Annotated in this window: 8 protein-coding genes and 2 rRNA genes; 2 read left to right on the top strand and 8 right to left on the bottom strand. The window is 67.7% G+C overall.

Annotated elements, in window-relative coordinates; translation table 11 throughout:
* Positions 1-76: 76 nt before the first annotated feature.
* From ACHZ99_RS13470 to dapA, 4 genes are all read right to left on the bottom strand, one after another.
* Positions 77-3206, bottom strand: a 23S ribosomal RNA gene (locus tag ACHZ99_RS13470).
* 172 nt (positions 3207-3378) lie between these two features.
* Positions 3379-4911, bottom strand: a 16S ribosomal RNA gene (locus ACHZ99_RS13465).
* Together the 16S and 23S rRNA genes form the textbook arrangement of a ribosomal RNA operon.
* A gap of 419 nt (positions 4912-5330) precedes the next feature.
* Complete coding sequence (locus ACHZ99_RS13460; RefSeq protein ID WP_420304763.1) at positions 5331-7016, bottom strand: ribonuclease J; 1686 nt, start codon at positions 7014-7016, stop codon at positions 5331-5333.
* 186 nt (positions 7017-7202) lie between these two features.
* Positions 7203-8102 (bottom strand): 4-hydroxy-tetrahydrodipicolinate synthase, encoded by a 900-nt coding sequence (dapA, locus tag ACHZ99_RS13455; protein ID WP_420304762.1) that lies wholly within the window; start codon positions 8100-8102, stop codon positions 7203-7205.
* A 346-nt stretch (positions 8103-8448) separates the two neighbouring features.
* On the opposite strand from dapA, the gene ACHZ99_RS13450 reads away from it, so the two are divergent.
* Together ACHZ99_RS13450 and ACHZ99_RS13445 are read left to right on the top strand one after the other, a co-directional pair.
* Positions 8449-8694 carry a hypothetical protein gene (locus ACHZ99_RS13450; RefSeq protein WP_420304761.1) on the top strand — a complete coding sequence of 82 codons (246 nt, stop codon included), beginning with the start codon at positions 8449-8451 and terminating at the stop codon, positions 8692-8694.
* Between the two features lie 93 nt (positions 8695-8787).
* Positions 8788-9357: a hypothetical protein gene (locus ACHZ99_RS13445; RefSeq protein ID WP_420304760.1), complete on the top strand. Its 570-nt coding sequence runs from the start codon at positions 8788-8790 to the stop codon at positions 9355-9357.
* A gap of 70 nt (positions 9358-9427) precedes the next feature.
* On the opposite strand, the gene ACHZ99_RS13440 is transcribed toward ACHZ99_RS13445, so the two are convergent.
* The 4 genes from ACHZ99_RS13440 to ACHZ99_RS13425 all read right to left on the bottom strand — a co-directional run bounded on the left by ACHZ99_RS13440 (position 9428) and on the right by ACHZ99_RS13425 (position 14492).
* Positions 9428-9871 (bottom strand): hypothetical protein, encoded by a 444-nt coding sequence (locus ACHZ99_RS13440; protein WP_420304759.1) that lies wholly within the window; start codon positions 9869-9871, stop codon positions 9428-9430.
* 21 nt (positions 9872-9892) lie between these two features.
* A complete protein-coding gene (dapB, locus tag ACHZ99_RS13435; RefSeq protein WP_420304758.1) occupies positions 9893-10648 on the bottom strand; it encodes a 4-hydroxy-tetrahydrodipicolinate reductase in 756 nt (251 codons plus the stop codon).
* A 212-nt stretch (positions 10649-10860) separates the two neighbouring features.
* Positions 10861-12264, bottom strand: coding sequence for a M16 family metallopeptidase (locus ACHZ99_RS13430; RefSeq protein WP_420304757.1), 1404 nt, complete (start codon positions 12262-12264; stop codon positions 10861-10863).
* Positions 12261-14492: a polyribonucleotide nucleotidyltransferase gene (locus ACHZ99_RS13425; protein ID WP_420304756.1), complete on the bottom strand. Its 2232-nt coding sequence runs from the start codon at positions 14490-14492 to the stop codon at positions 12261-12263. Before ACHZ99_RS13425 ends, ACHZ99_RS13430 begins: the two co-directional genes overlap by 4 nt.
* Positions 14493-14558: the final 66 nt, after the last annotated feature.

The raw sequence follows: 14558 nt of genomic DNA, 5'->3' as shown, positions 1-14558 counted from the left end.
CCATGAAACACACAACACGATGCCTCAAAAAAGCTGGGTTGTTGTCTCAGAACCTACACAGTGGACGCAAGCAGCTATGGACAAGCCCTCGGCCTATTAGTACCGGTCACCTCCACCCCTCACAGGGCTTCCAGATCCGGCCTATCAACCCCGTCGTCTACAGGGGGCCTTAACCCCTACAAGGGGGTGGGAGTCCTCATCTCGAAGCAGGCTTCCCGCTTAGATGCTTTCAGCGGTTATCCCTCCCGAACGTAGCCAACCAGCCATGCCCTTGGCAGAACAACTGGCACACCAGAGGTCCGTCCGTCCCGGTCCTCTCGTACTAGGGACAGCCCTTCTCAAGACTCCTACGCGCGCAGCGGATAGGGACCGAACTGTCTCACGACGTTCTAAACCCAGCTCGCGTGCCGCTTTAATGGGCGAACAGCCCAACCCTTGGGACCGACTCCAGCCCCAGGATGCGACGAGCCGACATCGAGGTGCCAAACCATCCCGTCGATATGGACTCTTGGGGAAGATCAGCCTGTTATCCCCGGGGTACCTTTTATCCGTTGAGCGACGGCGCTCCCACAAGCCACCGCCGGATCACTAGTCCCTGCTTTCGCACCTGCTCGACCCGTCAGTCTCGCAGTCAAGCTCCCTTGTGCACTTACACTCACCACCTGATGACCAACCAGGCTGAGGGAACCTTTGGGCGCCTCCGTTACACTTTAGGAGGCAACCGCCCCAGTTAAACTACCCACCAGACACTGTCCCCGATCCGGATCACGGACCCAGGTTAGACATCCAACACGACCAGAGTGGTATTTCAACGACGACTCCACAACCACTGGCGTGGCCGCTTCACAGTCTCCCACCTATCCTACACAAGCCGAACCGAACACCAATATCAAGCTGTAGTAAAGGTCCCGGGGTCTTTCCGTCCTGCTGCGCGAAACGAGCATCTTTACTCGTACTGCAATTTCACCGGGCCTATGGTTGAGACAGCCGAGAAGTCGTTACGCCATTCGTGCAGGTCGGAACTTACCCGACAAGGAATTTCGCTACCTTAGGATGGTTATAGTTACCACCGCCGTTTACTGGCGCTTAAGTTCTCAGCTTCGCCACCCCAAAGGAATGACTAACCGGTCCCCTTAACGTTCCAGCACCGGGCAGGCGTCAGTCCGTATACATCGCCTTACAGCTTCGCACGGACCTGTGTTTTTAGTAAACAGTCGCTTCTCGCTGGTCTCTGCGGCCACCCCCAGCTCCGGCCGTAAAAGCCATCACCAGAAGCGGCCCCCCTTCTCCCGAAGTTACGGGGGCATTTTGCCGAGTTCCTTAACCATAGTTCACCCGAACGCCTCGGTATACTCTACCTGACCACCTGAGTCGGTTTCGGGTACGGGCCGCCATGAAACATCGCTAGAGGCTTTTCTCGACAGCATAGGATCATCCACTTCACCACAATCGGCTCGGCATCAGGTCTCACCCTTCACGAGAGACGGATTTACCTGCCTCTCAGGCCACACCCTTACCCCGGGACAACCACCGCCCGGGCTGGACTACCTTCCTGCGTCACCCCATCACTCACCTACTACAAGCTCGGGTCACCGGCTCCACCACACCCCGCATCACCCGAAGGATCAACGAGGGGGCTTCACGGGCTTAGCATCACCTGATTCAATGCTGGGCGCTTCACAGCGGGTACCGGAATATCAACCGGTTATCCATCGACTACGCCTGTCGGCCTCGCCTTAGGCCCCGACTTACCCTGGGCAGATCAACTTGACCCAGGAACCCTTAGTCAATCGGCGCACACGTTTCCCACGTGTGTATCGCTACTCATGCCTGCATTCTCACTCGCGAACCGTCCACCACTACCTTCCAGTGCGGCTTCACCCGGCACACGACGCTCCCCTACCCACCCACACACCCGTTAAGGCTCTAGTGTGAGTGACACGACTTCGGCGGTACGCTTGAGCCCCGCTACATTGTCGGCGCGGAATCACTTGACCAGTGAGCTATTACGCACTCTTTCAAGGATGGCTGCTTCTAAGCCAACCTCCTGGTTGTCTCTGCGACTCCACATCCTTTCCCACTTAGCATACGCTTAGGGGCCTTAGTCGATGCTCTGGGCTGTTTCCCTCTCGACCACGGAGCTTATCCCCCGCAGTCTCACTGCCGCGCTCAACTTACCGGCATTCGGAGTTTGGCTAAGGTCAGTAACCCGGTAAGGCCCATCGCCTATCCAGTAGCTCTACCTCCGGCAAGCAACACACGACGCTGCACCTAAATGCATTTCGGGGAGAACCAGCTATCACGGAGTTTGATTGGCCTTTCACCCCTAACCACAGGTCATCCCCCAGGTTTTCAACCCTGGTGGGTTCGGGCCTCCACGACCTCTTACAGCCGCTTCACCCTGCCCATGGCTAGATCACCCCGCTTCGGGTCTAGAGCGTGCAACTCAACGCCCAGCTAGGACTCGCTTTCGCTACGGCTACCCCACACGGGTTAACCTCGCTACACACCGCTAACTCGCAGGCTCATTCTTCAAAAGGCACGCAGTCACGACCGAAGTCCCCAAAGGAACAACGGCGACGCTCCCACGGCTTGTAGGCACACGGTTTCAGGTACTCTTTCACTCCGCTCCCGCGGTACTTTTCACCATTCCCTCACGGTACTATCCGCTATCGGTCACCAGGGAATATTTAGGCTTAGCGGGTGGTCCCGCCAGATTCACACGGGATTTCTCGGGCCCCGTGCTACTTGGGTGGTTCACAACGAGCCGTACACGTTTCGACTACGGGGGTCTTACCCTCTACGCCGGGCCTTTCGCATGCCCTTCGCCTACACGTACGGTTTCTCACTCGCCGACCAGCCGGCAGACCGGTCACGTAAACTCCCACAACCCCGCATGCGCAACCCCTGCCGGGTATCACACACACACGGTTTAGCCTCATCCAGTTTCGCTCGCCACTACTCCCGGAATCACTGTTGTTTTCTCTTCCTGCGGGTACTGAGATGTTTCACTTCCCCGCGTTCCCTCCCAACTGCCTATACATTCAGCAGCGGGTGACAGCCCATGACGACTGCCGGGTTTCCCCATTCGGACACCCCCGGATCACAGCTCGGTTGACAGCTCCCCGGGGCCTATCGCGGCCTCCCACGTCCTTCATCGGTTCCTGGTGCCAAGGCATCCACCATGCGCCCTTAAAAACTTGGCCACAGATGCTCGCGTCCACTGTGCAGTTCTCAAACAACAACCCATAAGAGAAACAGACACTTGCGTGCCCGCGCTCTCAGATACCCAACAGTGTGCCGTGACGCGTAATCGATGTTCCACCCATGAGCTGGCCGTGCGGGACACTTGCCCGCATGCGGCACGGTGCTCCTTAGAAAGGAGGTGATCCAGCCGCACCTTCCGGTACGGCTACCTTGTTACGACTTCGTCCCAATCGCCAGTCCCACCTTCGACGGCTCCCTCCCACAAGGGGTTAGGCCACCGGCTTCGGGTGTTACCGACTTTCGTGACGTGACGGGCGGTGTGTACAAGGCCCGGGAACGTATTCACCGCAGCAATGCTGATCTGCGATTACTAGCGACTCCGACTTCATGGGGTCGAGTTGCAGACCCCAATCCGAACTGAGACCGGCTTTTTGAGATTCGCTCCACCTCACGGCATCGCAGCTCATTGTACCGGCCATTGTAGCACGTGTGCAGCCCAAGACATAAGGGGCATGATGACTTGACGTCGTCCCCACCTTCCTCCGAGTTGACCCCGGCAGTCTCCCGTGAGTCCCCACCACCCCGAAGGGCGTGCTGGCAACACAGGACAAGGGTTGCGCTCGTTGCGGGACTTAACCCAACATCTCACGACACGAGCTGACGACAGCCATGCACCACCTGTACACCGACCACAAGGGGGACCGTGTCTCCACGGTTTTCCGGTGTATGTCAAGCCTTGGTAAGGTTCTTCGCGTTGCGTCGAATTAAGCCACATGCTCCGCCGCTTGTGCGGGCCCCCGTCAATTCCTTTGAGTTTTAGCCTTGCGGCCGTACTCCCCAGGCGGGGCACTTAATGCGTTAGCTACGGCACGGACGACGTGGAATGCCGCCCACACCTAGTGCCCACCGTTTACGGCGTGGACTACCAGGGTATCTAATCCTGTTCGCTCCCCACGCTTTCGCTCCTCAGCGTCAGTATCGGCCCAGAGATCCGCCTTCGCCACCGGTGTTCCTCCTGATATCTGCGCATTCCACCGCTACACCAGGAATTCCGATCTCCCCTACCGAACTCCAGCCTGCCCGTATCGAATGCAGACCCGGGGTTAAGCCCCGGGCTTTCACATCCGACGCGACAAGCCGCCTACGAGCTCTTTACGCCCAATAATTCCGGACAACGCTTGCGCCCTACGTATTACCGCGGCTGCTGGCACGTAGTTAGCCGGCGCTTCTTCTGCAGGTACCGTCACCCCAAGGAGCTTCTTCCCTGCTGAAAGAGGTTTACAACCCGAAGGCCGTCATCCCTCACGCGGCGTCGCTGCATCAGGCTTGCGCCCATTGTGCAATATTCCCCACTGCTGCCTCCCGTAGGAGTCTGGGCCGTGTCTCAGTCCCAGTGTGGCCGGTCGCCCTCTCAGGCCGGCTACCCGTCGTCGCCTTGGTAGGCCATCACCCCACCAACAAGCTGATAGGCCGCGGGCTCATCCTGCACCGCCGGAGCTTTCCACCCCCAGGCATGCGCCCAGAGGTGAACATCCGGTATTAGACCCCGTTTCCAGGGCTTGTCCCAGAGTGCAGGGCAGATTGCCCACGTGTTACTCACCCGTTCGCCACTAATCCACCCCCGAAAGGGCTTCATCGTTCGACTTGCATGTGTTAAGCACGCCGCCAGCGTTCGTCCTGAGCCAGGATCAAACTCTCCGTAAATGCTTCAACAGAATCAAAGCACCACAGAACGAGTCTGCCTCGCTACTGCTGTAATGCTGTGTTTCACAAACACTTGGCATCGACTACTTGGCACACTGTTGAGTTCTCAAAGAACGGACACTTCCTTCAAAACCCTCACGGGCCTCTCCGGGCGTTTCCCTTCGGTGTGTTCCAACCCTAACAGGTTCCTCAGGGTTGAAATGACCGCCCCTCGGGCCCAGTTGAGCGGGCACGACTGCCCTCGGGCTCGTCGGGCGGTGGAGTAAACCTACTGGACGTTCGGCCCCCGTGCAAATCGGCCCGGCCCCGCCGCGCCCCAACTCCTTCCCCAACCCCCGCCCCGGGCAACGTCCGAGGCGGGGTCAGGGGAAGGGGCAGGGTGTCGGACGGGGCCGGGTCGGGATCGGGTCGGGGCCGGGTCAGACCTCGACGACGACCGGGAGGATCATCGGCCGGCGGCGGAAGGTGTCGGAGACCCACTTCCCCACCGTGCGCCGTACCAGCTGCTGGAGCTGGTGCGTCTCGGCGACGCCGTCGGAGGCGCACTTGGCCAGGGCTTCCTCGATCTTCGGGATGACAGCGCGGAACGCCCCGTCCTCGATGCCCGAGCCGCGGCTCTGGACGTGGGGGCCGCCGACGATCTTTCCGGTCGTGCTGTCCACCACGACGAAGACGCTGATGATGCCCTCCTCGCCGAGGATCCGGCGGTCCTTGAGCGAGGACTCCGTGACGTCGCCGACGGAGAGGCCGTCGACGTACACGTATCCCGCCTGGACCTTGCCGGAGATCTTGGCGACCCCGTCGACCAGGTCGACGGCCACGCCGTCCTCGGCGATGACGATGCGGTCGGCGCGGACGCCGGTCGCCGCCGCGAGTTCGGCGTTCGCGCGCAGGTGGCGCCACTCGCCGTGGACGGGCATGACGTTGCGGGGCTTGCAGATGTTGTAGAAGTACAGCAGTTCGCCGGCTGAGGCGTGGCCCGAGACGTGGACCTTGGCGTTGCCCTTGTGGATGACGTTGGCGCCCCAGCGGGTGAGGCCGTTGATGACCCGGTAGACGGCGTTCTCGTTCCCGGGGATCAGGGACGAGGCGAGGATGACGGTGTCGCCGGCGACGATGCGGATCTGGTGGTCGCGGTTGGCCATGCGGGACAGGGCGGCCATCGGCTCGCCCTGCGAGCCCGTACAGACGAGGACCACCTCGTGGTCCGGCAGGTCGTCGAGTGTCTTCACGTCGACGACGAGGCCGGCGGGCACGCGCAGGTAGCCGAGGTCACGGGCGATGCCCATGTTGCGGACCATCGAGCGGCCGACGAAGGCGACCTTCCGGCCGTACGCGTGCGCCGTGTCCAGGACCTGCTGGATGCGGTGGACGTGGCTCGCGAAGCTGGCCACGATGATCCGCCGCTGGGCGCCCGCGAACACGCCCCGCAGCACCCCGGAGATGTCCTTCTCCGGCGCGACGAATCCGGGGACCTCGGCGTTGGTGGAGTCGGCGAGCAGCAGGTCGATTCCCTCCTCGCCGAGGCGCGCGAACGCGGGCAGGTCGGTGAGGCGGCCGTCGAGGGGCAGCTGGTCCATCTTGAAGTCGCCGGTGTGCACGACGACGCCCGCGGGGGTGCGGATGGCGACGGCCAGGCCGTCGGGGATGGAGTGGTTGACGGAGACGAACTCGCAGTCGAAGGGCCCGATGCGCTCCCGGCCGCCCTCGGCGACCTGGAGGGTGTAGGGGCGGATGCGGTGCTCCTGGAGCTTGGCCTCGATGAGGGCGAGGGTCAGCTTGGAGCCGATGATCGGGAGGTCCGCCTTTTCGCGGAGCAGGTAGGGCACGGCGCCGATGTGGTCCTCGTGGCCGTGCGTGAGGACGATGCCCTCGACGTCGTCGAGGCGGTCCCGGATGGTGGTGAAGTCCGGGAGGATCAGGTCGACGCCCGGTTGTTCCTCTTCGGGGAAGAGGACGCCGCAGTCGACGATCAGCAGGCGGCCGCCGTACTCGAAGACGGTCATGTTGCGGCCGATCTCGCCGAGTCCGCCGAGCGGCGTGACGCGCAGGGCGCCGTCCGCGAGTGCCGGGGGCGGGCCGAGTTCGGGATGGGGATGGCTCAAAGGTCTCTCCTCTCCATGCGCACCGGCCGGGTCCCGGCGGCGGGCCCGGGCGGGGCGCACATGGATGCGTGCGGCGGCGGCTTTTCTGAAGCCGCGCCGCGGGTTTCACGGTATGCGGTTGTGACGTCTTCGGTGGCGGGGGGTGGGGCGGCGGGGCGCGGCGCGCGTACGGCTCGGGGCGTACGGCTACACGTGCACGCCGCCGCCCTTGAGGTCCCGCTTGAGCTGCTCGGTCTCCTCCGGCGAGAGCCCGACGAGCGGCAGGCGCAGCGGGCCGCCGGGCAGCTGTTGCAGGGCGAGGGCGGCCTTGACGGTGATGACGCCCTGGGTGCGGAACATGCCGGTGTAGACGGGGAGCAGCTGCTGGTGCAGTTCGGTGGCCTTGGTGACGTCGCCGCCGGTGTACGCCTCGACGAGGGCGACCAGCTCCGGGGTGACGAGGTGGCCGACGACGGAGACGAAGCCGACGCCGCCGACGGAGAGCAGCGGGAGGTTCAGCATGTCGTCGCCGGAGTACCAGGCGAGGCCGGTCTGGGCGATGGCCCAGCTGGCGCGGCCGAGGTCGCCCTTGGCGTCCTTGTTGGCGACGATCCGCGGGTGCTCGGCCAGCCGGACCATGGTCTCGGTGTTGATCGGGACGCCGCTGCGGCCGGGGATGTCGTAGAGCATCACGGGCAGGTCGGTGGCGTCGGCGATGGCCTTGAAGTGCGCGTAGAGCCCGGACTGCGGGGGCTTGCTGTAGTACGGCGTGACGGTCAGCAGGCCGTGGGCGCCGGCGTCCTGGGCGGCGCGGGCCAGCTCGATGCTGTGGCGGGTGTCGTTCGTCGAGGCTCCGGCGACGACGTGGGCGCGGTCGCCGACCGCGTCCACCACGGCCCGCACGAGCTGGGCTTTCTCCGCATCGCTGGTGGTGGGGGACTCACCGGTGGTGCCGTTGAGCACGAGCCCGTCGTTGCCTGCGTCGACGAGGTGGGCGGCGAGTCGCTGGGCGCCGTCGAGGTCGAGGGCGCCTTCGGGGGTGAACGGCGTGACCATGGCGGTCAGCATCCGTCCGAAGGGCGTCTGCGGGGTGGATGTCGGAGCCATGGGGCACACGCTACTCGTAAGAATGCCCGGAGTGCGCGCTTGGGTGGGGCGCGGTGCGGCAGGCGCGGGAGAACCCGGCACTGCCTGCTCGGGGGTTCAAGCAGTACCGGGTTCCTTTCCTCAGCCTAGGCGAACTTCGCGATAACCACCATTCCAGACATTTCGCATCGCCTTTCGAGCGCTCCGCCGCCGCACGGCCGTTCGGGGCACGATCCGCGCCTTGGCACCTTTGAGAGGTATTCGCCACATGGCCCTGGATCTGGGCACTTGAGGGGACGTTCCGACGTTGTCCGGGTGACAGGAGTCAAGTCGACGAACCCGTTGAGTCCCGAGGTGGTGTCACCGCATGCTTCGCCGCCGGCGCGAGCCCGTTCCGTACGCCTCCATAGCGGAGGCCGACCGCTTCCGCAGCGACGTCCCCGTGCCACCGCCGGTGAAACGCGCCGGGTTCGGCGAGGTCGCCGGGCGGGCGCTGGTGGGCATCCTCATCGTGGCCGGGCTCGTCGGCGCGGTGGTGTTCGGCGTGCCGGCGATGCAGCTCACCGAGGACCCGGGATCCGCGCAGGACACCGAGACGGTACGGACCCCCTGACCGCCGGCGCCGCCGCCGGGGCGGCCCGCCGCGGCTGCCCCGTCCGCACCCCCGGGGTGGTGGGCCCGGCGGGGCCTCGCTAGCCTCGCAACCGTGCCACTGCCCTTTCTGACCGCCGACCGCGACTTCGGCGACGTCGCCGGCGACGCGCCCCTCCCCTACGCCGACCGCGACCGCTGGCGCCGGCCGTACCGCCCGGGGCCCTGGCGGGTGCTCGGCGCCGCCGTCGAGCTGCTGCTCGCCTCGTACCTGCTCTTCGCGACCGTCGTCATGCTGCTCGCCCGCTCGGTCACCGGCGGGCTGACGTGCGCCGGCGTGGCGGTGCTGTTCATCGTGGCGGCGCTGCGGCTGCTGCGGGCCGGGGTGTGGGTGAGCGCGCACGGGCTCCGGCAGGTCCACCTGTTCCACACCGTCACCCTGGCGTGGGACGAGATCGCCGACGTACGCACCGTGCAGCAGCCGGTGAAGTGGCTGGGCCTGCCCCGTACGGTCCAGGGGCAGGCGCTCCTGGTGACCCCCGCGCCCCGCCGGCGCGGGCGCGGCGGGGCGGGGGCGCCGCTGCGGCCGCTGCTCACGGACAGCAACGCCGACTTCCTGAGCCGCCCCGAGGCCTTCGACCGGGCGGCCGACACCGTCGAGGCGTGGGCGACGGAGCTGCGCTGACGCTCTCGCGCGGCCGCGGCCGCGGCGGCGGCGCACGGCGCGGCCGCGGCGGACGCGGCCGTACGAGCCGCTAGCCCGCCGTCCTGCGCAGCGCGATCGCCCGCTGCATGGCCTTGCGCGCCCGCGGCGTGTCCCGCGCGTCGTGGTACGCCACCGCCAGCCGGAACCAGCACCGCCAGTCCTCCGGCGCCGCCTCCGTCTCCGCCTTGCGCCGCCGGAAGACCTCGTCGGCGGAGTCCCGGTCGATGCGGCCGCTGGGGGTGCGCTTCAGCTCGTCCACCGGCAGCCCGCCCTCGGCGTCCAGCTCCCGCGCGAGCGCGTCCGCGGCGCGCGCGAAGGCGGTGGTGTGCCAGAGGAACCACAGCCCGATGGCCGGGAGCACGAGCACGGCGGCGCCGAACGCGACGGTCACCGGGGTGCCCTCGCGCAGCAGGTACCAGCCGCGGGTGCCGGCGAGGAAGAAGTAGACGACGAGCACGGCCGACAGCACCGCGTAGGTGATCTTCGAGCGCATCAGCGGGTCCAGCCGTCGCCGTCAGCCGAGGTCGAGGAAGTGTTCCAGGCCGACCGTCAGGCCCGGGGTCTCGCGCACCCGGCGGGCGGCGAGCAGGATGCCGGGCATGAAGCTGCTGTGGTGCAGCGAGTCGTGCCGGATGGTGAGGGTCTCCCCGGTGTCGCCGAGCAGCACCTCCTGGTGGGCCAGGAGCCCGCGCAGCCGTACGGCGTGCACGGGCACCCCGTCGACGTCGGCGCCGCGGGCCCCGGGCAGGGCGGTGGCGGTGGCGTCGGGCTGCGGCGGCAGGCCGGCCGCGCGGCGGGCCTCGGCGATGAGGCGGGCGGTGCGGGTGGCGGTGCCGGAGGGGGCGTCGGCCTTGTTCGGGTGGTGCAGCTCGACGACCTCGGCGGATTCGAAGAACCGGGCGGCCTGGCGGGCGAAGTGCATGGTGAGGACAGCGCCGAGGGAGAAGTTCGGGGCGATGAGCACGCCGCTGCCGGGGTGCTCCGCGAGCCGGGCGCGCAGCGCGTCGAGGCGCTCGTCGGTCCAGCCGGTGGTGCCGACGACGGCGTGGATCCCGTGGCGTACGAGGAAGTCGAGATTGGCCGGGGACGAGTCGGGGTGGGTCAGCTCGACGGCGACCTCGGCGCCGGCCTTCGGCAGTTCCGCGAGGTCGTCGTCGCGGTCGACGGCGGCCACGAGGTCCATGTCGTCGGCGGCCTCCACGGCGCGGGCGGCCTCGGAGCCGATGCGGCCGCGGGCGCCGACGACGGCGACCTTGAGCTGGGTGGTCATGTGCCTGGTACCTCCGGTGTTCGGTGGGTTCTTCCCCGGCCCCTCCCCCTGCGCCCCGAAACCCGGGGCTGCCGCCCCTGCCCCCGGGAGGGCGCCCGCCCGGGTGGACGGCCCGAGGGTATCGCCCCCGGACCTGCCCGCGGGCTTCGCCCCGCACCGTGGATGAACGGCCCGGGGCCGCCCCCTCCTCGGCCGCGCCGCGCACTCCGCGCTCAGGCCACGGCCTCCCGCAGCGCCGTCGCCTGCCGGTCCGTCACCGGCCCGATGACCGACAGCGACGGGCGGCGGCCCAGCACGGTCGCCGCCACCTCGCGCACGTCGTCGGGGGTGACGGCGCGGATCCGGGCGAGCATGGCGTCGACGGACATCTGCTCGCCCCAGCACAGCTCGCTCTTGCCGAGCCGGTGCATGAGCGCGCCGGTGTCCTCCAGGCCCAGCACCAGGGAGCCGCACAGCTGGCCGACGGCGCGGTCGACCTCCTCGTCGGCGAGGCCGTGCCGGGCGACGTGCGCCAGTTCCTCGCGGCAGAGCTTGAGCACGTCGGCGGCCTGCCCGGGGCGGCAGCCGGCGTAGACGCCGAAGAGGCCGCAGTCGGCGAAGCCGGAGGTGTACGAGTACACGGCGTAGGCCAGGCCGCGCTTCTCGCGGACCTCCTGGAAGAGCCGGGAGCTCATGCCGCCGCCGAGGGCCGCGGACAGCACGCTGAGCGCCCAGCGGCGCTCGTCGTGGCGGCCGACGCCGGGGGCGCCGAGGACGAGGTGGGTCTGCTCGGTGCGGCGCTCCAGCAGGTCGAAGCGGCCGGCGGTGCGCAGCGCGCGGCTGCCGGCGCGCGGGGCGTGCGGGGCGGCGTCGGGGCCGCCGAGGGCGCCGGCGCGGTCGAAGGCGGCGGCGACGCGGCGTACGACGTCGTCGTGGTCGACGTTGCCCGCGGCGGCGACGACGAGCCGGGGCGGGGTGTAGTGGCGCTGGTAGAAGCGGGCGACGCGGTCGCGGGTGAGCGCCGTGACGGTGTCGACGGTGCCGAGCACGGGGCGGCCGAGCGGGGTGTCGCCGAGCATCGTGCGGGCGAAGAGGTCGTGGACGCAGTCACCGGGGTCGTCCTCGGTCATCGCGATCTCTTCGAGGACGACGCCGCGTTCGGCCTCGACGTCCTCGGCGCGGATGACGGAGCCGGTGAGCATGTCGCAGACGATGTCGACGGCCAGCGGCAGGTCGGTGTCGAGGACCCGCGCGTAGTAGCAGGTGTACTCCTTGGCCGTGAACGCGTTCATCTCGCCGCCGACCGCGTCGATCGGCGCGGAGATGTCCAGGGCGGAGCGTGTCCGGGTGCCCTTGAAGAGCAGGTGTTCCAGGTAGTGCGTGGCGCCGCCGAGCGCGGGGGTCTCGTCGCGGGAGCCGACGTGCGCCCAGATGCCGAAGGTCGCGGAGCGCACGGCGGGCAGCGTCTCGGTGAGTACGCGCAGGCCCCCGGGCAGCACCGTTTTCCGTACGGTGCCGCCGGCGACGGCACCGGTGGAGCCGTCGGGCAGGGTCGCGGCGGTGGCGCGCGGACGGGGGACGGCCCGCCCCCGGTGAGGGGGGCGGGCCGCCGTCCGGCTGGTGCGGGGCAGGGTCACTGGGCGGACTCGTCCCCGGATTCCCCGGCGTCGTCGCCGTCCTTGTCCTCGTCCTCCAGGACGGGGATGAGGGAGAGCTTGCCGCGCTGGTCGATCTCGGCGATCTCGACCTGGACCTTCTGGCCGACGCCGAGGACGTCCTCGACGTTCTCGACGCGCTTGCCGCCGGCCAGCTTGCGGATCTGCGAGATGTGCAGCAGGCCGTCCTTGCCGGGCAGCAGCGAGACGAAGGCGCCGAAGGAGGTGGTCTTCACCACCGTGCCGAGATAGCGCTCGCCGACCTCGGGCATCGTCGGGTTGGCGATGCCGTTGATGGTCGTGCGGGCGGCCTCGGCGGCCGGGCCGTCGGCGGCGCCGATGTAGATGGTGCCGTCGTCCTCGATGGTGATCTCGGCGCCGGTGTCCTCCTGGATCTGGTTGATCATCTTGCCCTTGGGGCCGATGACCTCGCCGATCTTGTCCACCGGGATCTTGATGGTGATGATCCGCGGGGCGTGCGGGGACATCTCGTCCGGCCGGTCGATGGCCTCCATCATCACGTCGAGGATGTGCAGCCGGGCGTCCCGGGCCTGGGTGAGGGCCGCGGCCAGCACGGAGGCGGGGATGCCGTCGAGCTTGGTGTCGAGCTGGAGGGCGGTGACGAACTCCTTGGTGCCGGCGACCTTGAAGTCCATGTCGCCGAAGGCGTCCTCGGCGCCGAGGATGTCGGTCAGCGTCACGTACCGCGTCTCGCCGTCGATCTCCTTGGAGATCAGGCCCATGGCGATGCCCGCGACCGGCGCCTTCAGCGGCACGCCGGCGTTGAGCAGCGACATCGTCGAGGCGCAGACGGAGCCCATGGAGGTCGAGCCGTTGGAGCCGAGCGCCTCGGAGACCTGGCGGATGGCGTACGGGAAGTCCTCGCGGCTGGGCAGCACCGGGACGATGGCGCGCTCGGCGAGCGCGCCGTGGCCGATCTCGCGGCGCTTGGGGGTGCCGACGCGGCCGGTCTCGCCGGTGGAGTAGGGCGGGAAGATGTAGTTGTGCATGTAGCGCTTGCGGGTCACCGGGTTGAGGGTGTCCAGCAGCTGCTCCATGCGCAGCATGTTCAGCGTGGTCACGCCCATGATCTGGGTCTCGCCGCGCTCGAAGAGCGCCGAGCCGTGCACCCGCGGGATCGCCTCGACCTCGACCGCCAGCGGCCGGATGTCGGTGACGCCGCGGCCGTCGATACGGACCTGCTCGCGGATGACGCGCTCGCGCACGAGCTCCTTGGTGAGCGCGCGGTACGCCGCGGAGATCTCCTTCTCGCGGCCCTCGAACTGCGGCAGCAGCTTCTCGGCGGCGACGCCCTTGACGCGGTCCAGCTCCGCCTCCCGCTCCAGCTTGTCGCCGAGGGTGAGGGCCTGGGCCAGCTCGTCCCGCACCGCCTGGGTGAGGGCCTGGAGCACGTCGTCCTGGTAGTCGAGGAAGACGGGGAACTCGCCGGTGGGCTTGGCGGCCTTGGCGGCGAGGTCGGCCTGCGCCTTGCAGAGGGTCTTGATGAAGGGCTTCGCGGCCTCCAGGCCGGCGGCCACGACCTCCTCGGTCGGGGCGGTGGCGCCGCCCTTGACCAGCTCGACGGTCTGGTCCGTGGCCTCGGCCTCGACCATCATGATCGCGACGTCGCCGTCGTCCAGGACGCGGCCGGCGACGACCATGTCGAAGACGGCCTCCTCCAGCTCGGCGTGGGTGGGGAAGGCCACCCACTGGCCGCGGATGAGGGCGACGCGGGTGCCGCCGATGGGACCGGAGAAGGGCAGGCCCGCCAGCTGGGTGGAGGCGGAGGCGGCGTTGATGGCGACCACGTCGTAGAGGTGGTCGGGGTTGAGCGCCTCGATGGTGGCGACGATCTGGATCTCGTTGCGCAGGCCCTTCTTGAACGAGGGGCGCAGCGGCCGGTCGATGAGCCGGCAGGTGAGGATGGCGTCCTCGCTGGGGCGGCCCTCGCGGCGGAAGAAGGAGCCGGGGATCTTGCCGATGGCGTACATGCGCTCTTCGACGTCCACCGTGAGGGGGAAGAAGTCGAGCTGGTCCTTGGGCTGCTTGGAGGCGCTGGTCGCCGCGAGGACCATCGTCTCGTCGTCGAGGTAGGCGACGGCGGAGCCGGCGGCGAGCTTGGCGAGCCGGCCGGTCTCGAAGCGGATGGTGCGGGTGCCGAACGAGCCGTTGTCGATGACGGCCTCGCTGTAGTGGGTTTCGTTCTCCACCAGGAAATTCTCCTCGTCTGCGCCCACGCCCGTGTGGCGTGGGCGGTGAGCGGTGGAGCACCCGCG

Origin of the sequence: Streptomyces sp. MAR4 CNX-425, assembly GCF_048656465.1 — a bacterium.
In the GTDB taxonomy this organism is placed as follows: domain Bacteria; phylum Actinomycetota; class Actinomycetes; order Streptomycetales; family Streptomycetaceae; genus Streptomyces.
The sequence above is the reverse complement of the archived record's forward strand: the minus strand, read 5'-3'. Positions and strand labels throughout refer to the sequence as shown.